Origin of the sequence: Bythopirellula polymerisocia (assembly GCF_007860015.1) — a bacterium.
Classification (GTDB): Bacteria; Planctomycetota; Planctomycetia; order Pirellulales; family Lacipirellulaceae; genus Bythopirellula; species Bythopirellula polymerisocia.
Map to the genome: position 1 here is coordinate 425,584 of NZ_SJPS01000001.1, position 19,304 is coordinate 444,887.

The 19,304-nt window shown below is 53.3% G+C and carries 16 protein-coding genes; 13 read left to right on the plus strand and 3 right to left on the minus strand.

Annotated features, from left to right (window positions below; genetic code table 11):
- Window positions 1-306: 306 nt before the first annotated feature.
- The 7 genes from Pla144_RS01725 (at window position 307) to Pla144_RS01760 (ending at window position 8,337) form a co-directional block, all read left to right on the plus strand.
- Window positions 307-1,254: a YybH family protein gene (locus tag Pla144_RS01725; RefSeq protein WP_197530317.1), complete on the plus strand. Its 948-nt coding sequence runs from the start codon at window positions 307-309 to the stop codon at window positions 1,252-1,254.
- Window positions 1,255-1,324: 70 nt separating this feature from the next.
- Entirely contained in the window at window positions 1,325-2,929 is a 1,605-nt protein-coding gene (locus Pla144_RS01735; RefSeq protein ID WP_197530428.1) for a protocadherin, read from the plus strand.
- A gap of 36 nt (window positions 2,930-2,965) precedes the next feature.
- Window positions 2,966-3,208 (plus strand): DUF3302 domain-containing protein, encoded by a 243-nt coding sequence (locus tag Pla144_RS01740; protein ID WP_146447596.1) that lies wholly within the window; start codon window positions 2,966-2,968, stop codon window positions 3,206-3,208.
- A complete protein-coding gene (locus tag Pla144_RS01745; RefSeq protein ID WP_146447597.1) occupies window positions 3,205-4,326 on the plus strand; it encodes an HlyD family secretion protein in 1,122 nt (373 codons plus the stop codon). The genes Pla144_RS01740 and Pla144_RS01745 overlap by 4 nt, the downstream gene beginning before the upstream one ends.
- A 271-nt stretch (window positions 4,327-4,597) precedes the next feature.
- Entirely contained in the window at window positions 4,598-6,250 is a 1,653-nt protein-coding gene (locus Pla144_RS01750; RefSeq protein WP_146447598.1) for an FAD-dependent oxidoreductase, read from the plus strand.
- 28 nt (window positions 6,251-6,278) lie between these two features.
- A complete protein-coding gene (locus tag Pla144_RS01755) occupies window positions 6,279-7,550 on the plus strand; it encodes a putative sensor domain DACNV-containing protein (protein ID WP_231936122.1) in 1,272 nt (423 codons plus the stop codon).
- A gap of 304 nt (window positions 7,551-7,854) precedes the next feature.
- Window positions 7,855-8,337 carry a DUF1269 domain-containing protein gene (locus Pla144_RS01760; RefSeq protein WP_146447600.1) on the plus strand — a complete coding sequence of 161 codons (483 nt, stop codon included), beginning with the start codon at window positions 7,855-7,857 and terminating at the stop codon, window positions 8,335-8,337.
- Window positions 8,338-8,402: 65 nt separating this feature from the next.
- Here Pla144_RS01760 and Pla144_RS24390 read toward each other — a convergent pair whose 3' ends face one another.
- The 3 genes from Pla144_RS24390 to Pla144_RS01775 all read right to left on the minus strand — a co-directional run bounded on the left by Pla144_RS24390 (window position 8,403) and on the right by Pla144_RS01775 (window position 12,530).
- Window positions 8,403-9,818 carry an HlyD family secretion protein gene (locus Pla144_RS24390; protein WP_197530318.1) on the minus strand — a complete coding sequence of 472 codons (1,416 nt, stop codon included), beginning with the start codon at window positions 9,816-9,818 and terminating at the stop codon, window positions 8,403-8,405.
- Between the two features lie 12 nt (window positions 9,819-9,830).
- Complete coding sequence (locus Pla144_RS01770; RefSeq protein ID WP_146447601.1) at window positions 9,831-10,196, minus strand: DUF3302 domain-containing protein; 366 nt, start codon at window positions 10,194-10,196, stop codon at window positions 9,831-9,833.
- Window positions 10,197-10,931: 735 nt separating this feature from the next.
- Window positions 10,932-12,530, minus strand: a complete 1,599-nt coding sequence (locus tag Pla144_RS01775; protein WP_146447602.1) for an efflux transporter outer membrane subunit — start codon at window positions 12,528-12,530, stop codon at window positions 10,932-10,934.
- A gap of 209 nt (window positions 12,531-12,739) precedes the next feature.
- Here Pla144_RS01775 and Pla144_RS01780 point away from each other — a divergent pair, with 209 nt between their 5' ends.
- The 6 genes from Pla144_RS01780 to Pla144_RS01805 all read left to right on the plus strand — a co-directional run bounded on the left by Pla144_RS01780 (window position 12,740) and on the right by Pla144_RS01805 (window position 19,233).
- Complete coding sequence (locus Pla144_RS01780) at window positions 12,740-13,480, plus strand: LssY C-terminal domain-containing protein (protein WP_146447603.1); 741 nt, start codon at window positions 12,740-12,742, stop codon at window positions 13,478-13,480.
- A gap of 186 nt (window positions 13,481-13,666) precedes the next feature.
- Window positions 13,667-15,388: an arylsulfatase gene (locus Pla144_RS01785; protein ID WP_146447604.1), complete on the plus strand. Its 1,722-nt coding sequence runs from the start codon at window positions 13,667-13,669 to the stop codon at window positions 15,386-15,388.
- A 94-nt stretch (window positions 15,389-15,482) separates the two neighbouring features.
- Window positions 15,483-16,493 carry an HAD family hydrolase gene (locus Pla144_RS01790; RefSeq protein WP_146447605.1) on the plus strand — a complete coding sequence of 337 codons (1,011 nt, stop codon included), beginning with the start codon at window positions 15,483-15,485 and terminating at the stop codon, window positions 16,491-16,493.
- Between the two features lie 116 nt (window positions 16,494-16,609).
- Complete coding sequence (locus Pla144_RS01795) at window positions 16,610-17,074, plus strand: hypothetical protein (protein WP_146447606.1); 465 nt, start codon at window positions 16,610-16,612, stop codon at window positions 17,072-17,074.
- On the plus strand, window positions 17,071-17,427 hold the full coding sequence (locus Pla144_RS01800; protein ID WP_146447607.1) for a hypothetical protein: 357 nt from the start codon (window positions 17,071-17,073) through the stop codon (window positions 17,425-17,427). Before Pla144_RS01795 ends, Pla144_RS01800 begins: the two co-directional genes overlap by 4 nt.
- A 168-nt stretch (window positions 17,428-17,595) precedes the next feature.
- Window positions 17,596-19,233 carry a DUF1254 domain-containing protein gene (locus tag Pla144_RS01805; protein WP_146447608.1) on the plus strand — a complete coding sequence of 546 codons (1,638 nt, stop codon included), beginning with the start codon at window positions 17,596-17,598 and terminating at the stop codon, window positions 19,231-19,233.
- Window positions 19,234-19,304: the final 71 nt, after the last annotated feature.

Here is a 19,304-nt window from a genome sequence, read left to right on the forward strand (position 1 = left end):
TGCTCCTGGAGGTGCAAATTGCCGAGAGTTGACGTCAAAAAGCCCGTAGACTTTGCCGCCTGTAACGATGAGGAAAACACTGAGGAAGCCATGTCGCTGGATTTGCGAATCTCGCTCGGGGACGGAAAGGCCGCGATTGCGCTTCTGATCGTTTGATTGACGGGGGTATGTCAGCCCCTTATATTGCGCTCAGCGCCTCGTTCCGTGGCAAGTCGCAAGCATCACCGGTGAATTTCGCCTCAGTTGAATCACCGTGATCGTACGGGACGACATCTAATAACACATTTCTCAACAAGGATCGGAAACGTGGAAACTCATCGATATCACTCGGCTAAACTAGTGAGAATTTTCTTGATCTGGTTTGTAGTGAGCGCACCGAGTGCGGTAAGTGCACAGAATTCTCAGCCGGCCAAGTCGGACGTGGAACAGGCAATTCAGGGAAGCGCGCAGAAATTTGTTGACGCCTTCAACAAAGGAGACGCCAAGGCAATTGCAGCCTTGTGGACAGAAGATGGAGAGTATGTCGACGAAGCGGGCACGCGCATCGTTGGTCGTGCTGCGATCGAGAAACAGTACGCAGATTTCTTCGCTAACAACAAAGGGGCCAAAATTGAAATCGCGATCAATGCTATTCAACAAGTGAGTCCTGACTCGGCGATTGAAGATGGGCACTCGCAACTCACGCTCGTGTCGCCTGCTGCTGTAGCCAGCGGTCGCTACATGGCCTTCCATGTCAAGCAGAACGGCCAGTGGCTCATGGCAAGTGTGCGGGATTCGCCAGCGCAGCCTTCTTCGTCAGCCGATCTGAGCTTGCAAGACCTTGCTTGGATTGTCGGCGATTGGACTGCTTCGGGTGATGAAACTGAAGTTGAGTTGGATTACGACTGGATGGGAAACGGAAACTTCATTCGTGGTGAGACGACGATTCGTGACGATAAAGGCCCAGCTTCTGGTGGAACACAGATCATTGGCAAGGATCCCGTCACGGGTGAACTTGTGTCTTGGTTTTTTAACTCCGACGGCAGCCATGGCTATGGCGAATGGAGCAAGCAGGGAGCCCATTGGATGATTCGCACTCAAGGGGTAACAGCGGATGGACTTCCCACGTCTTCGATAAATATTCTGTATGATGCCGACGACAACGTTCATTCTTGGCAATCGATCAACCGTACTGTCGGCGGCGAACCACTGCCTAGAACGAAAGAAATCGTCATTGAGCGAAAGGCCGCCAACAAAGCGGCAGAGAAAAAGTGAAACCCACCAAGTGAGTTTGAACTCAAAACAGATACCAAGGCGAAAGTAAATCGCATAAGGAAACCAACTGATGAAACGCTATTTTCTTTGCACACTTGCAGTGACTCTTTCTTTACTGGTAGGCACTGACCTGACTTATGGACGCGGGTTCGGGGGAGGACGCGGTGGTGGAATGGGAGGCGGGGGATTTCACGGGGGTGGTATGGGCGGCTTTGGCGGTGGCGCAAGTTTTGGCGGTGGTAGAAGTCTTGGTGGAGGAGGTTTCGGCGGGGCTGGTGGATTTGGTGGCGCTGGGGGGCTCGGCGGAGCCGGCGGGTTCGGTGGCGCTGGAAGGGGACCCGGAGGAGTTGGCGGCTTCGGTGGTGCTGGCGGTCTTGGCGGCGGGGGAGGCTTCGGCGACATTGGCCGAGGACCAGGTGGCCCTGGTGGCCTTGGAGGTGCGGGCGGATTTGATGGTGCGGGCAGGGGTGCCGGAGGACTCGGTGCAGGTGGCTTTGGTGGAGGTGCTCCGACGGCTTCACGACTCAATTCATTCTTGGGCTTGCCAGGCGATTCGGGAATCTCGGCGGCAGGGAGCCGCGACTTTAGCGGGGCTGTGGGCGGCATTCATGGTCTGTCGTCCTTCGATTCCGCGGCAGAACGAACAGGGCGTGCTGAGGGCAATGTTTGGCATGGACCCAATGGCGCGACCATTGCCCACGGCTCAGCCGGAGAGCGTGGTGCTGCTGTCGGTCCACGTGGCGGTGCAGCCGGCGAACGTGGAGCTAGTGGCACAGTGATCAAAGGCCCCGATGGAAATACGGTTGCCCATGGCGAAGCGGGCGCACGAGGCATCGCTGCCGGGCCTGGCGGCGTGGCAGCCGGATCACGTGAAGCAAGCGGTACCGTGGTCAAAGGTGCCGACGGAGGCGTTGCCGCCCGTGGTCAAGCATCCAGTCGTGGATTCTATGCCGACTCGCGTGGTGCAGGCACGTGGAATTGCTCGAGAGCCGACATGCGAGTGCAAGGCAACTACGTGCGAACCAATTACGACCATTGGGGAGCGTTTGGCCGGGATTGGTATGCCCGCTATCCCGGCGCCTGGTATGCCCGTGGCTTCGCGGCCGGCGTGTGGACCGCCGCCACGTGGGCGAATATCAACTCCTGGTACGGGACCGAATGGCCCGCAATGAGCTACGACTATGGAAGCAACATCTACTACAACGACGGCAACGTCTACCTGGCTGGGCAAGAAATTGCCTCTGCGGCAGATTATTATCAATCGGCTGCCGATCTTGCCGAAACTGGCCAAAAGGCTGATGTGCAGGAAGATAGCACGGCGAGTAGCGACAATCCTCAGTGGTTGCCACTGGGCGTTTTTGAAGCGATTCCTCCCGGTGAAAAGTCGAGCAAGATGACATTTCAGTTGGCCGTCAATAAGGAAGGAATATTGCGTGGGAATTACTACAACACGGGTGACGACAATGTCCAAAAAGTCGATGGAGCCGTCGACAAGCAAACCCAGCGCGTCACTTGGGTGGTCGATAACAAAAAAAGCATCATCTTCGATACAGGCCTCTACAACTTGACGAAAGACGAGTCCACGATGCTGGTTCACGAAAGCAAAGACAAGACCCAACAATGGACGCTCGTACGATTGAAGAAGCCGGCTGATGGCACTCAGACTCAAAACTGACATCAACGATAAAGTTATCGGTGAACAAAAGTTCAAATGGATGCCTTCGATTATTTCGCCTTTGTAGTGATCGCCGTGCTACTGGTTACGGTGGTGGTGATTGTCGTTGTCCTTGGTTCGCTTCCGGGGAAGATCGCTGCCGAGCGCAAGCATCCTTATGCCACTGCTATCAACGCTGCATCTTGGATCAGCATGATCACACTGGGGGCATTATGGCCCATCGCTTTTATTTGGGCTTTTGTGCCTCCAAGGGCTGAGAAGGAAGGCACCGCCGTATGATCGCGTTTATGACGATCATCTACGTGGCCCTGGTGGTGCTTGTGTTCAAGGTTTTCAAGGTCAAGCCCAGCCGCTGGCCGATTGCGCTGTTGGCAACAATTGGCATCCTCATGCTCGGTATCATCGTAGTACTTTGGACGATTGCCGCCCCCATCTCGACACGGGCCGTGGTCAGCCGCTACGTGATCCAGATTGTCCCCATCGTGAAGGGACAGGTGATCAGTATTCCAGCCGAGCCGAATGTCCCACTCAAAAAAGGGGAAGTGCTCTACGAGATCGATCCCACCCCGTATGAGTATCAAGTCAATCTATCCACCGCCCAGTTGGCTGCGGCCAAGAGTAATGTAACTCAACTGGAAGCGAGTGTACGCGTTGCAAAGGCCACGGTTGAAAAAGCTGAGGCTGATGTAGCCACGAACCAGGCTGCCTCTGATGTTGCCCTCGCCATCAACAAGGAAAACCCGCAGGCTATCTCGAAACTCAAAATGGTTCAGGCCAAGGAATCCCTGGCTGCTGCTCAGGCCGCACTCGCGCAAGCCAAGGCCAGCGAGGACCAAGCCAAGGCAGCACTGGTCTCCGCACAGGATAATATCGGTGTCGTTGAGTCTCAATTGGAAACTGCCGAGTTCAACCTGAGCGGTTGCACCGTAAAGGCACCGACAGACGGGTTTGTCACCGATTGGCAAATTCGCGAAGGGACTTATGTCGTCGCCATGCCCTTTGCCGCCGCGGGCACCTTCATCGACACCGAAGAGACGATGGTTGTGGCTTCACTCCCGGCACAGATGCTGTTGCATGTCCAGCCGGGTAACCCAGTTGAGCTGGCCTTCAAGAGCCAGCCAGGTAAACTCTTCCGCGGCAAAGTCGAAAACATCCTTCAAGCCACGGGCGAGGGGCAGTTTACCACCGGCGGAAAACTCCCCTCCGCAGCCCAATTGGGTTCGCCTGGCATCTTGGCGGTGAAAATCAGTTTGGATGAGGGACAGCCAATTGACGAGTTGGAAATGGGGGCAGCCGGCTCAGTCGCCATTTATACTGACTGGGGAAAGCCCTTTGCGATGATCAGCAAAGTCACGATTCGACTCAAGAAATGGGCGTATTTTTTGCCCCTGCCCTGAGCGAAAACAAGCCTTTCACGTTGCAATCGTGAAGGTACATCCCAATAGGCATTGTCGGATTTCGGGATGTGGCGAGGGCGATGTTTACCTCTTCAACCTCCAGAAATTACCTCTACATCCTTTTTCTGTCCTGAATCAGCCCAGTGGACCTGCCTTTAATTTGGACAACGAAAAAGCGGGTTCAACCTGAGGGGAAGGCGTCGGCAAATTGGCATACGGAGTATAGAATGCTGCATTCCGAACTGAGAGAAATTAGTGAGGGACATCACCTATGGAAACGCTTTCGATAGATCGTGCTGCATATCCGTCCTTCAATGAAGAGCAGTTGTCGAGAATTGCTGCGATCGGCGAACTGGTCCATTTCGAAGCAGAAGAAGAACTAATCACACACGGGCAAAAGAATTATCCGTTCTTTGCCATCAAGGCAGGTGAGGTTCGGATTGTCGAGCGTGACGGAGATGGCGAGCGGCTCGTCGCAATACATGGACCTGGCAATTTTTCGGGCGATGTCGACATGTTGACCGGCCGATCTGCATTATTTGTAGCTATCGCCAATGGACCAGTCGAAGCGTATCGCATGTGCGCAGGACGGCTACGGAGGTTGTTGAGCGAGTGCCCGACGGTCAGCGAGATGTTGCTCGAAGCATTTCAAATGCGAAGGAAGTTGCTGGCAGAACTGCCTTTTGTGGGAGTTCGTGTTATTGGTAGCTCTAGCACGACGGGGACTACCCGTCTGCGCGAGTTTCTCTATAAGAACCATGTTCCCTATACGTTCTATGAAGCAACTGATGAAGACGGAAGGGAGCAACTCTCCAAGCTCGACGCCAGCGAGTTTGAGTTACCTGTCGTCCAGTGCAATGGCCACACAATTGGTAATCCTTCGCTGCCGAAATTGGCCGAATGCATTGGCATCAATCGCAATGTCGATCAAGAATTGTTCGACTTGGTCATTGTCGGTTCGGGTCCAGCTGGATTGGCCGCGGCGGTTTACGCTGCTTCAGAGGGAATCAAAACGCTTGTTATCGACAGCGTTGGGCCGGGGGGGCAAGCGGGCAGCAGTTCCAAGATCGAAAACTTTATTGGGTTCCCGTCGGGAATTAGCGGCAGTGACTTGGCGGGACGTGGTTATTTGCAAGCGTTAAAATTTGGTGCACAGTTCATTGCCCCGATCACTGTCCATTCGATCGAACAACATGAATCCGGGGAACATCATTTGAAACTTTGCACGGGACAGACCGCTCGAGCTCGATGCATATTAGTTGCCAGCGGCGTGACCTATCGGCAACTCGACATACCAGGTTGTCAACGGCTAGAAGGAGCAGGGGTCTACTACGCGGCGACCTCGGTGGAAGCACGTGTGTGCGAAAACTCAACGGCCATTGTGGTTGGCGGAGGCAACTCGGCCGGTCAAGCAGCCATGTTTTTGGCTGAAAAGGCTCGCGGTGTGAAGTTATTGATTCGTGGGTCGGAATTGTCAGATAGCATGTCTACTTACCTTTCCAAGCGGGTTTTAAATCATCCGAAAATTGAAGTGATGCCTTTTACTGAAGTTGCCAGTATCGACGGCGAACAATGTGTCGAGTCTATTCAGATACTCAATAATAAAACCAAATCGACCAGTTCGCTTGAATGCGCCGGAGTGTTCATTTTCATCGGAGCCAAGCCAAACACAGAATGGCTACCCGACGAGGTCCTACTCGACGACAGAGGTTTCGTGCTAACTGGTTCGGCATTTTACTCCAGCGATGGATCCTCGCGATCAAATTGGCCGTTGGATCGAATTCCCTGTGATCTCGAAACTACCGTGCCCGGGATTCTTGCCGGTGGCGACGTGCGATCGGGAACTACAAAACGCTGCGGCTTCGCAGTTGGAGATGGTTCATTAGCCGTTTCATGCGTGCATCGCTTCTTAAGTCTGACTTAATTATCATTTCTTGATGCTTTCAGAAAACATGAATACGGACTCGGTTTATCCCGCCAACATGGCGACGGCTCTGTATGAGGAATGGCAGAAACGCAATCTTGACTGCGCTGTATTGCCGAGCCTCGAAACAACGGCAGTTCTGCTGGATGCCATGTACCAGGCAAGTTTGTTGCGCGAGGAGACGGAGCCAATTCAATGTCGAATTATCGTTGCACCTCCTACTGAGTTTGCCGGGCAACTTGCCGACGGTGCGAGCGAACTTCAAGTGCTGCGATTCACAGAACCTTGTGCAATGACACCCCATCAACTGCGAAAACTGGCTGCAGCGGCGGGTTACTATCGATCCTTGCTGGTCGTCGACGCCAATAGCAAGCCTAATATTTGGGGCATGGCAGTCACGGGAACTGAATGGGTGAATCATGTCGATGGAGAATACTCCACCGAGCTAGGATTGCCTAAGCGGTTGGTCATTCACTGCATCGGGCCGGGCCACTTGATCGCAGCCTCGGGGTTCCAGCGAGTTTTAGAAACGTCAGGCGGCAAGTTGCTGACCGAAGGCTTCGATCCCTTTCGTTCTCTCTGGCTACCGCAACGATTCGGGGACTTTCGCGAACGCATGTTAGAAGCACTCGACGCTGATCAAGATCACACACCGTCCCCAACGCAGATGTGTGATTCGTTTGTGAAGGATGTTGCCCAAGGTGTCGTTCGGCGAGCACTGCGATTGGTTAAGAATAGTGGCTACGGTGGAATGCTGGTATATCTGCCCGAGGACTTCGCTAATAGCAGTTATTTGGATAAGTGGCTGCGCTTTCGAGTTCTATTTTGTGACGATGATTCGACGTTGCGTTTTCGCCGTGTAATGCTGGCACTGATGAAACGTGCTCGTCAAGTAGGCCAGGCACTCGGCTTTGCTGTTGTCACTTATGCTGACTATGAGCGAATGCAAGATGCCGAACTCGCTCAAATTGAAGAATCTCTGATCGAGTTTGCACATTTGCTCGCCGACTTGATGAGCGTTGACGGATCGTTAGTACTCGATCGCAGCTTTCGACTGATCGGTTTCGGAGCGGAGATTCTCGGCGATTCACATGTCAAGACAATCCATCGCGGGCTTGATCTTGAAGCGGGAAAGACTCTCGTTGAGCCGGCGGATTCCTCCGGCACACGTCATCGATCGGCTTATCGACTGGTCGATGGCCTCAAGGATGCTCTCGCCGTTGTCGTTTCGCAAGACGGTGATGTTCGCTTCGTCGCTCATCACCATGGCAAGCTGACCTATTGGCCTTATCTGCCCTAGAAACTCGGCAAATTAGTTCCCGTCTGACTAAAAAATGAGGTCTTCATTCACATTGCATATTTATTAGCTTGAACCCAGGACGACGTGCCGAAATCGCTGTTAAATCGAATTCTTAACAAAGCTGGCAAGCACCTGCTCCACTACTTGACGATTGGAAACTTGTCAGATTGAATAGAGACAGAATTCGACTAGGTATTTGTAGCATGTCGAATTCCTACAGCTTCTACCGTCAATCAGCCAACGGGGAATAATTGGCTGAGTAACTCGACTTTAATTCATTCACAGTCAATCAAGGGAAATAACCATGAGTACATTGATCGTTATCGGATATGACGACGCCTTCAAAGCAGAAGAGGTGCGACTCTCATTGCGGAAGATGCAACAGGAGTACTTGATCGATCTCGAAGACGCAGTCGTGGCAGTCAAAGAAGCAGATGGGAAAGTCAAGCTCCATCAGGCTGTGAATTTGACAGGTGCCGGTGCATTGAGCGGCGGATTCTGGGGGACACTGGTCGGGATGTTGTTCTTAAACCCGCTATTGGGCATGGCCGTCGGTGCATCGGCCGGGGCAGTTTCCGGCGCGCTCAGCGATATCGGCATCAATGACAAGTTTATGAAAGACCTGGCCGAGACTATGACTGTGGGCAGTTCCGCTCTCTTTATACTTGTCCGTAAGATGACACCGGAGAGAGTTTTGGAAGAACTGAAAGGGACCGGTGGCAAGGTGCTGCAGACTTCGCTTTCCCACGAGGATGAAGGCAAACTACAGGCGGCTTTGACAGCGTAGATGATAAGAACGACATTCTCCATGCATTGCCCTGCTCAGGGCATTGCATGGGGCTGCGACCTTAGTTAGAAGTCGAGTGGGTAGAGCCAGTTCGCCCAAGAATAACCGCGTATCCCTATCCGGCGCAAGGCTGCCCAGCCACCACCTGAGGTGTAGATAGCCGCCGCGCCTTGCGTGCCGATCGGAAACTTTGACTCGTCTTCTTTATCCAATTTGATCTGGACAGCAAACAGTGTCTGTGGCATTTCTGGTGGCAATGGATGGAATTCGGGTAGTCTCCCACTAGGCAACATTTGGCCAACGCCGCTTCCCGGCCACACTTCGCTCACGGTCCCCTTGAAAATCTGCCCGGGATACAAATCCATAGCAAGTTCAACCGGCTGATTGGGCTTCACATATTTCAGCTGCTCTTGGGTATAAGGAGCGAGGACATATCGATCAGCATCAACCACGAAGGAAGCAATGGCCCCAGCACGTATGATTCCAGCGACCATCCCTTCTTGGACTTGCAAATTGAATACATGGCCATTTGCTGGCGCAACCATCGTCGTGTTGTCCAGATAGTATTGGGCCTCAGCGAGCTGAGCCTGGTATTGGGCTACCTCAGTATTCACTCCGTCGATCTGTGATTCATAGGCCAGGCGGGCCTTAGTTTGGTTGGCAACTGCAACGGCGATCGCCGCATCCGCTTCTGGACCAGCCGCGGCAAGAGCACGTGCCTCATTGGCTACTGCGACTTGAATCGCTGCATTGGCTTCAGGTCCGTAAGCAATTTCCGCTTCTTTCACATTTGCTTGGGCTACATCGACTGCCGCTTTGGTCTCTTTCAGATGAGTCACAGCCTGATCGTAGCGTAGATTACTAATCGCCCCCGCATTGCCTTCTTTGACTGCTTCGGCTATTTGCATCGCTTCCTGTGCATAGGCCATTTTCTCGTTTGTCTCGGCTAGGCTAGCTATGCCTGCGTCGAGCGAGGACTTCATTGCATCTTTCTCAGCTCGCGCCTTGTCAACGGAAGCCTTGGCTGCTTTGAGGGTGGCTTTCAAAGCAACCTTTTTCGCACGAGCCTCGGCGACTTCTGCATCAGCTGCATCCGATGAGGCTTTCAACTCCAAGACATTCTGTTCTGCCTGGGCAAGCTGTGCTTTGAGTGCGTTGACCTGATACTGATAAGGTCGGCGGTCGAATTGAAAAAGTGGTTGGCCTTTCGTGACTGGTTCATGCGGCTTAACCAAAACTTTGGTCACAAGTGTCGGCTCTGGCAGACGTGGGATCAGCTGGATCGTGTGCTGCACGACTTTGGCATGCTTGGTATAGGGTGTCACAAATCGCAGGCCAATGAGAAAGATCAAAAGCAGATGCAAGCCAAAGACTACTGAAACTGCAATCCAGACCTTGGTAAACTTCAGCAGCTTAAGCTTGAAGAAGATTAACCACACAACTCCGATGTACGAAAATGTGATGACCAGACCAAGAAACATGCTAGTTCTCTTCTACTTGTTTTCTTGGGTGTCGGCAGGAGGAGTCGGCGGCTCAGGGCGTCGCTTGGGCGCGTTTTCCTCGGCATGTTTACGAGCTTCCTCTTCGAGGACTGCTTGTTCTTCCTTGGGAAATCGTCGTATGTCTACGACATCGGTCGGCTTGAACGCCCAGAGGAATGCCTGCATCCAGGGCACGACGGCCAAAAAACCGACCCAGCCCATCATATCAATAGCTTCTGCCTCAGGATGCTTCCTCGCATAGGCAATTCGCCCCGGAAGGCCGAGAATAAAGACGAGCGCAGCGAGAATACCAATGCCGACCAGGAAGAACGACAAGAATGTGAGGTAGTCCCAAATGTCTAACGCAAAGGCCAGCAATGCTGCTCCCAGAATTATGTCTAATAGATAGTATTAACCCTTCTAGTATAGATCGCTGATGGAGCAGCGTTGCAGAAACGCGATTCGTCCGATTATCCGGAAAATTCGCATTGCGAGTCCCTGAGATGGCCGTCCCGATTGACGGTAATTCACTTGCCACAACTATAGCGAACCGGCGATGGGGGCCAACATAGCCGGGGCATCGGCTTGGGGCAATAATCATCTCCACAGCACGACAGCGCTGGTTCCCATAGACATGGCATTGGTTTGGGGCAGTAACCCCCCGGGCAGCAACTGAGCCCTGGACTCGTCAGGCAAGGCATCGGCTTAGGGCAGTAGTTGTCCGGGCAACAAAGCATCAGCCCACTGCGACAATTGCAGTCGCGTGGCTTGAGAAGTCCACCATCACCAGCCATCGCATGCTGGACCAAGGCAATGCACATTGCGATGCCGGCGAGACAGAGAATTGAAGCTTTGTTTGGGGTCGATCTTCTCATAGATACATTCTTTGCTACTGCGACCGAATTTTTCGTAATGGAAGAAATGGTCAGCTGATAAACGCAGATTTACGCAGATAGGATATAGAATCAATTATTCTGATCCGTGAATATCAGCCTAATCCGTGCTCATCAGCGTTCTATTTCTATTGAAAATGTTGAAGCAGCACTTTGTGTCACCTCTACTCTGTTCTCTTAGTTCCCTCATGTTCAAAAACTTACGCTGCTATTCAAGGGATTACTCGTCCTCCGTAGGGATCGGCAGCGGCTCCGGTATTGGCGGGACCTCGATTGGCTCCGCCCCATCAACTGCAACGGGTATCGCGAAGTTATTAGGCGACTGCAAACGAATCTGCCAGCCGCCTCCTAGTGATCGATAGATGCGGATCAAGTTCAAGGCGATGCTACCTCTACTGGTGGCGAGACTGTCCATCTGGGCGGTTGCTGCGGCCTGCACAACGAAAACTCTGCTGAAATCGGTTGCCCCGGCATTCGCTTGGGTCAGCAGTACTTGATTCAATTCCTGAATATCACGGACCGCAAGCTGCAGTTTGGCAGTCTGCTCTTGGGCCTTGAGGAATCCCACGATGGCATCCTCGGCCTCGCGCTGTGCGCTTAGCACCGTGCCCTGGTAGGAAAAAACAGCCTGTTCAAACAGAGCCTCTTGTTGCCTGACGGAGTTGAGTATCCGTCCGTAGTTGAGGATGTTCCATCCAAACGAAGGCCCTGTTGATCCGCCGAAGCTATTTGAGTTGAACAGGGTTCCCAAGTTTTGCGATTGCCATTGCAGCGTCCCGTTGATCGAGAAAAATGGATACAGATCGGACTCTGCCACACCGATCAAAGCAGATTGGGCCGCCACAATTCGTTCTGCTTGCCGGATGTCGGGGCGACGACGTAAGAGTTGCGTCGGAACCCCCAGAGCGACCTCCGGCGGGGCGGAAGGAATGGGTCCCTCACCCAGTTCAGCGACCAAGTCACGTGGTGGTATTCCCAAAAGCACACAGAGCGCATTATTCGCCTGTCTCAAAGCGGCCTCGAACTGTGGAATCAGGGCTTCGGTCTGTTCTACGTTGTTGCGGGTTTGCAGCGTGTCCGCAGCATCTGCCTGGCCAGCGTTGAATTGGGCTTCGGCAATGGTCACAGATTCCTGCTGCAACCGCACATTCTCGCGAACCAATCGCAACTCTTCCTGTAGTGTGCGAATCTGCACATAGGTCGAGGCGACATCGGAGAGGAGTATCACGAGCACATTGTCATAGCCTTCGATCGTGGCATCCAGCGAGGCATCTGCCGCTTCCAGTGCCCGGCGGTAGCGGCCCCAGAAATCGATTTCCCACGAAGCACCTAGCCCGGTCGAAAGTAAGTTGTAATTCTTCACCGGTGGTGAATTGGCTATCGTCTTACTCAATTGAATACGGTCATAACTCCCAAATGCCTGCTGCACCTGCGGGAAGAGGTTTCCCGCAGCAATTCCTGCCGCGGCCTGTGCCTGGAGGATTCGCGTACCCGTTTCACGAAGTGTCAGGTTTTGCGCGGCAGCCGTTTCGATCAGCCCGTTGAGAACGGGATCGTTGAACACGGTCCACCACGCGCAAGTATTGACCGGTGATTCACTGATGCGTGAATCTCGCCCATAGTCGATCCAATGCAATTCGACGGGGGCCATCGGTTTGACGTAATTGGGTCCGACTTTCAGCCCATTATGGAGCCATTCGGGCAGCGGAGTACATCCGCTGGTCGCTAGCAAAAAACCAACCACAAACAGCCGCAACATTCCGCCAAGAGGGCGGAAGTTTTGTCTGTCAAGTTCTTGGCGATCCGCCGCAAAGTCCATACCATCACTCCCATACGCAGCCTCCTCGTGAAGCTACCCATCGACACTATCGGCAGAACTGTGTCAAACGTTAAAACTGAACCGGGCCGGACTCACCGCACCTTGAGAGAAATGTGGTAAGCTGTGACGATTATTCCGGCGGTGTGCAGGGTGGGCACCGCCCATTAGAATTCATGGTGGAGTCGAAATAAAAATTCGCGGGCACAACTATGGAAGACGAATCTGAAATCACGCTGCCACGTCGCCGGACTCGCGTCAAAAGGGTCGTGAGGCTCCTGGCTATCTTTGTGCTCGTCTGGTTTCTCGCGGCTTACCTGATTGTTCCCTTCGCTTGGGACCGTTATGCGGAACATCATCCAGCGTTTGACGCCAGCCCCCGCATCACTGAAACCGGCGATCACCATCCGGGGGATCCCTTGAATGTGGGTCTGATCGGCAGCAAAGAGCAGATCGAAAACATTTTCAAATCCGCCGAGTGGTATCCAGCTGCCTCGCTGGGTCTCAAGAGCGATCTGGAGATTGCCGCCGATTCGGTGCTCTCTCGTCCCGACGATGAGGCACCGGTCAGCAGCTTGTATCTTTTTGGCCGCAAAGAAGATTTGGCCTTTGAACAACCGGTGGGGGACAACCCTCGACACCGCCATCATGTGCGGCTCTGGAAGTTGGACCGCGAAAGCAAAACAGGCCGCGAGGAGTGGATCGGCTCGGCGGTCTACGACGAACGCGTCGGCTTGAGCCGCACCACCGGCGAGATTACGCACGTTACTGCGCCTGATGTCGACGTGGAACGCGACTACCTGTTTGAGTGCCTCGAAAAAACTGGCGAGCTCGCCTCGCATTCCATCGACTACGGTTTTCACACACATCTCGAAGGCCGCAACGGCGGCGGCGACCCCTGGCACACCGATGGCAATCTCTTTATTGGAGTGATTGCAGAGGACGTGCCGTGAATTCCTTTATTGGTATTAGACGCCGAGCATTAGGTCACGGTTTATTAGAAAAGAGGTTGTTGGCTGGGAGCCGTCAGTCCCCTGTCGGCCCAATATACTAGACGATAACCCGTGACGACTGATAAGATTTTTTCACACTGCAACTTACCTACTATTTTTTCCCCTAACTACTATGGAGAAACTCTTATGAACTACTTGAAACACCGACTGCTCTATTGCAGTTTGAGTTTACTGGCCGCCGTTGCCAATTACTCGACCGTGGTGACGCCTGCACTCGCGCAGGCGAAGAAGCCGAATATCCTCTTCATCATGGGAGACGACATCGGCTGGATGCAGCCGAGTTGTTATCATCGCGGCTTGATGGTCGGCGAAACACCGAACATCGACCGACTCGCCCGTGAAGGCGGTATATTCATGCATTACTACGCCGAGCAAAGCTGCACCGCCGGACGCACGGCTTTTTTCACTGGCATGCATCCGATGCGCGCCGGCATGCTCATGCCAGAACTGCCAGGTGCCATTTCGTACCTGCGTCCTGGTACTCCGGCGCTTGCAAAGTTTCTGCTTGATCTTGGCTACAACACTGGCGAGTTCGGAAAGAATCACCTTGGCGATCATCCTGATTCTCTGCCGACTGCGCATGGCTTTCAGGAGTTCTGGGGTTACTTGTACCACCTCGATGCAATGCAAGGGGTCAGCTTTCCGGATATCAACAAGTCCCCAACCGATCAGGCCGTTGTGCCTCCGATGAAGATGGTTCCGATCCCCGGCATTCCCGCAACGCCCGGCGCCATCGACCCCAAAGACGGCGTCTGCATGGCGGCGCCGCGACCCATCCTCTGGATGAAATCGTCAGACGGCACGGCGAAGAATCAGAGTGGCAAGGATGAAGGTCCTCTTACCCTTGAACGGTCGAAGTCAGTGGACGAAGAGATCTCTGCCAAGGTCGTGGACTTTCTCAATCGCAACGATCCCAAGAAGACCAAAAAGCCATTCTTCGTCTGGTATAATCCAGCCCGAATGCACATCACCACGATGTTCTCGCCAAAGTATGAAGCCATGCTCGGTGTGAAGGGGGGTAAGGACTGGGGCATCAACGAAGTTGGCATGAAGCAACTCGACGACAACATCGGCGTAGTCCTCAAGAAGCTCGAGGACATGGGTGAACTCGACAATACAATCGTTGTCTTTACCACCGATAACGGCGCAGAAGTTATTACCTTTCCGGACGGTGGAACCACTCCGTTCAAGGGTGGAAAGCTCACCACATGGGAAGGTGGCATGCGAGCTCCGTGTGTCATCCGTTGGCCTGGCAAAATCAAACCGGGCACCGTCTTCAAGGAAATGTTCGCCTCCCTCGATTGGTTACCTACCTTGGTCGAAATTGCGGGCGGCAAGAAGGGCAACGCTCTTAACGAGCAGATCATGGCCGGAAAGTATCCCGGTATCGTGAAGACCAAGCTCGATGGCGTCAACCAAATTGACTACCTGACAGGCAAGTCCGAAGAATCCGCACGGGATACCTTCTTTTACTACACCGGGGCGCAGCCTTCCGCAGTTCGGTACAAGAATTGGAAGTTCTACTACACGATGGTGGGAGCGGGTGCCATGGATGGATTGATGGGCGCCCAAACGTACCACTGGACCCAGCTAGCCAACATCATGCGCGATCCATTTGAAATTAGCGTCGGTGCGGACACCAAGTCGCTACTAAGCTATGCCGGAGCGCTCGCGTCTCCCAGTACGGCTTACATCTACGACTGGAACCTCCTGCCGATTGGACAGCTCCTCTGGGAAAAGGAACTGATGTCGTATAAGGAGTTTCCGCCGCTCCAGATGGCGGCAAGCTATAACCTCGATCAGATCCTCGATTCGTTGAAAAAAACGAGTGGCACCCACTCCGACTAATCGAGCGACAATCTGATTGCAATTCGCGCGGGTCGTCTGTCAAAAGGCGGCCCGCGTCTATACCTCCGTAACTATAGGAAAGGCGTATCAAGCGATGAACTCAATCCTCTGCACTGGAAGTCTGCTGACGATTTTTCTCGCCAGTCATTTCACTATTCAAGCCCAGGACCCGCTTCCATCCTGGAACGATGGCCCGGCAAAGCAGGCAATCGTCGAATTTGTACAAAAGACCACGACCGAGGGCAGCCCGCAGTTCGTCCCTCTTACCGATCGCATCGCCACCTTCGATCAAGACGGCACGTTGTGGGTGGAACATCCGATGTACAGCCAAGTCATGTACTGCCTGGAGCAGGTACCAGCAGTTGTCAAAGCTAAACCGGAGCTGAAAAACGTAGAACCCTTCAAGATGGTGCTCACTGGCGATTTTGCTGTCATCGCCAAACTCCCAAAGAAAGAACTCATTAAGATTCTCGAAGCAACGCTTACTGGCATGTCGGTCGAGCAGTTTCAAGCGGATGTGAAAAAATGGCTCGCCACCGCCAAGCATCACCGCTGGCAGCGACCCTATAATGACCTGACCTACCTGCCCATGCAGGAAGTGCTGGAGTATTTGCGGGCCAACGGCTACAAAACCTACATCGTCACAGGTGGTGGCCAGGATTTTGTGCGCGTTTATGCAAAGCAGACCTACGGTATTCCCACCGAGCAGGTCGTTGGCACCGCGGGGGGGACGAAGTATGGCTACGAAAAAGACGGCAAGCCATTCTTGACCAAAGAGCCGCGGCTACTGCTCAATGACGACAAAGCTGGCAAGCCTGAAGGAATCCATCTTATGATCGGCCGACGCCCTCACGCCGCGTTCGGCAACTCAGATGGAGATCGGCAAATGCTTGAGTACACCAAGGCCGGCGACGGGGCACGGCTCTGCATGCTCGTCTTCCATGATGATGCTGATCGAGAATATGCCTATGGCCCTGCCCAAGGTCTGCCCGCCACCAAAGTCGGTGCTTTCACTCAGGCGCTTTACGACGAAGCTCAGAAAGATGGCTGGACCGTTATTAGTATGAAAAACGATTGGAAGCGGATTTTTTCGTTCGACGAGTAGCGAAGCAGTTGTGAATTGTTGATTCGCAAGATAATACTTCCACCGAAATTTGAAATGCACGGCTGGCGGGCGCCGTCGTATTCATTTTCTGCATTGGATTACTATGGTAGGATTTCATGGCAACTGCACTCTTAATCCTACATGGCCTGGTCGCGATGGCCCTATTGGGAGCGATTACTCATCAGGCCGTAGCAATCTGGGTGCCGCTACCCACTCGGCCGGAATCATTCATTGGTCGCCTTCGCGCGGTGTCGTCGGACTCGTTCACCAATGCCGTCGTTGTGCTTTACGTGCTGTCGGCGATCCTGGGAGGAATTGTCTATTTGTACTTCCGTGTCGAAATCAAGCCTGTTCTCGAGCAATCCGAGCATTGGCAAACCATCAGCCTCTTCGACATCAAGGAACATTTCATCGCGATTGGAATGGCCCTCCTTCCGGCCTATTGGGTCTCTTGGCAAGAAATTCTTGACCGAGAATACTCAAGCAGTCGCGTTGCCCTGACCATGATGCTGACATTTATAGTTTGGTATGGTTTTCTGATCGGCCACATTGCGAACAATGTGCGAGGTTTCGGGTTATGAATTCTTCGCACGCATTTCGGCGATTCGCTTTCGCTTTCGGGCCGGCATTTGCTATCACTTATGTAATCGCCTTCGAGCAGGATATCGCGATGTTTACGGTCTATCCAACTCGACTGCTCTCCTTCAAGACTGCTCAGTACATGCAAGATGTCACATCTGCGAACGGTCTACCAGCCATGCATTGGTATGGGTGGATGGCTACCGCAGCGCTGGGCGCTCTCACAATCGGAGTGTTTGCGATTCTCATACCTGATCGTTGGTTGCCCTGGATTTGGCAGGGATGGGTATGGTTGATTCCTCTCGTCGCAATGTTAATGTGTGTCTACTTCACACTCCCTATGCTTCGAAATTGATTCACATGAACTTAACAATATCTCCGCCAGAAAGATTGCTACAATGCTTGATTATCAAAACTATCTTGAACCCAGTTGGGGCACTTTGGATGGTTTTTAAGTTATTGGGGTTCTTTGTCTTGCTAGAATTTAATCCGATTACACAACGACCACTATTGGAGGCAACAGATGAAAGTTTGTTTTACAAAATCATTAATCTCTACGCTGGCGATCGTCTTCCTCACACAGGTCTGTTTCAAAGGTATAGCATCGGCCGAGTCGAATAGTGGCATACCCTCGTCGCTCACCACCCCTAACAAAGTCGAGACGAGCATTGGCACGTTGGAATACAAAGACGGCGCTCCAAGCATACAAACCGCTGAGAAGGTGCGCGATGCTCTCGACTTCACCCGTGCACTGAACTCCTACAACAATAGTTTCCGCGGCGCATCTGCCTACGCGATATGCAAGGGATTTCGCGATATTGGTGCACAGGACAACGACGTTGTCATCTTCTCCGACCTGATGGACTCCAAGTCATTGTTTCTCACCGCCAATGCGGACACCATCTATTATCTTTCTGCGGTAGACCTGTCTCAGGGTCCGATGGTGATCGAGCAGCCGCCTATGGGACTCGGTGCCGTTAACGACATGTGGTTCTCGTGGATCATTGACATCGGTTTCCCAGGCCCAGATCGGGGTGCGGGAGGTCGATACCTGATCGTGCCACCAGGATACGACGGACCGTTGCCCGAAGGCGGTTTCTACATTGCCCACTCGAAGACCAACCATGTTCTCTACGCGGCTCGTGCTTTCCTCACCAACAATGACCCCAAGCCGACCGTCGAGAACATCAAGAAGCACCTCAAGATCTATCCATACACACCCGGGGCGGTAGGGACGTCCATCGCCACTGCACTTGAAGGCACGGTGCGCCTTGCTAAAAATCCGCCCGTGCCCGAAACCAAGTTTATTGAATGCAGCGGCAAATCGTTCAACACCATTCCCCCCAGCGACTTCGGCTATTTTGAGATGATTAACGAGAACGTCCAACAAGAGCCGGCTACCAGCTACGACGTAGAGCTCGCCGGGCAGTTGGCTGCAATCGGCATCGTCCACGGGAAGCCGTTTACGCCTGATGCTCGGCTGAAGAAGATCCTCACCGATGCTGCCGCTGTGGGTAACGCCACCGGCCGCGTATTGAACTGGCACTGGTCAGTTTCTCACCCAGATTGGTCCTACTACCCCGACTCGATGTGGGGCAGCATGTTGTGGCAAGGTGGAGCGTTCTTCGAAACACCTCCGCCTCAGTTCACCAAGGAGGGCATGTTCAAACCCTATCCGCCAACTGGCGCACGCACCCTCGACTCACGTACTGCATTCTACTACGCCTACACACTCGATTCGCCGGGCATGATCATGCGAATCCCCGATGTTGGCTCGCAGTATCTCATGGGCTTCCTCGACTCCAACGGCAATCCCTACGATGGCAGCAAGACCTACAAGGCAACGCTGCCCAAGGACATTCCGGCAGGGAAGTTTTGGTCGTTCACCGTCTACGATAATCAATCGCGCTCAATGTTAGATACGCCTCAACGTTATCCTCGCGCCGGTAGTCAGACTTATCCCTCACCCTCCGCCGATGCGAATGCCGATGGTTCGACGACGATTTATTTCAGTCCTAATCAGCCACAGGGGGTGAAACGTGGCAACTGGATTCAGACGATGCCCGGCAAAGGGTGGTTTACGATTCTACGCCTTTACAGTCCGCTCCCGTCGTTTTTCGACAAAAGCTGGCGGCCGAGTGAGATGGAGTTGGTCAGGTAGGGTGGTGTTTCGACAAATTTTTTGTCAGGAGTGTCGCGAAACTTTAACGTAGCCAGCAGGGGCATTGAAGT

Coding starts and splice junctions, on each gene's coding strand:
- Pla144_RS01760 (WP_146447600.1), top strand. CDS start 7,855: ATGAGTACATTGATCGTTATCGGATATGACGACGCCTTCAAAGCAGAA.
- Pla144_RS01755 (WP_231936122.1), top strand. CDS start 6,279: ATGAATACGGACTCGGTTTATCCCGCCAACATGGCGACGGCTCTGTAT.
- Pla144_RS01745 (WP_146447597.1), top strand. CDS start 3,205: ATGATCGCGTTTATGACGATCATCTACGTGGCCCTGGTGGTGCTTGTG.
- Pla144_RS01740 (WP_146447596.1), top strand. CDS start 2,966: ATGGATGCCTTCGATTATTTCGCCTTTGTAGTGATCGCCGTGCTACTG.
- Pla144_RS01790 (WP_146447605.1), top strand. CDS start 15,483: ATGAACTCAATCCTCTGCACTGGAAGTCTGCTGACGATTTTTCTCGCC.
- Pla144_RS01780 (WP_146447603.1), top strand. CDS start 12,740: ATGGAAGACGAATCTGAAATCACGCTGCCACGTCGCCGGACTCGCGTC.
- Pla144_RS01795 (WP_146447606.1), top strand. CDS start 16,610: ATGGCAACTGCACTCTTAATCCTACATGGCCTGGTCGCGATGGCCCTA.
- Pla144_RS01805 (WP_146447608.1), top strand. CDS start 17,596: ATGAAAGTTTGTTTTACAAAATCATTAATCTCTACGCTGGCGATCGTC.
- Pla144_RS01775 (WP_146447602.1), bottom strand. CDS start 12,530: ATGGACTTTGCGGCGGATCGCCAAGAACTTGACAGACAAAACTTCCGC.
- Pla144_RS01735 (WP_197530428.1), top strand. CDS start 1,325: ATGAAACGCTATTTTCTTTGCACACTTGCAGTGACTCTTTCTTTACTG.
- Pla144_RS01800 (WP_146447607.1), top strand. CDS start 17,071: ATGAATTCTTCGCACGCATTTCGGCGATTCGCTTTCGCTTTCGGGCCG.
- Pla144_RS01785 (WP_146447604.1), top strand. CDS start 13,667: ATGAACTACTTGAAACACCGACTGCTCTATTGCAGTTTGAGTTTACTG.
- Pla144_RS24390 (WP_197530318.1), bottom strand. CDS start 9,818: ATGTTTCTTGGTCTGGTCATCACATTTTCGTACATCGGAGTTGTGTGG.
- Pla144_RS01750 (WP_146447598.1), top strand. CDS start 4,598: ATGGAAACGCTTTCGATAGATCGTGCTGCATATCCGTCCTTCAATGAA.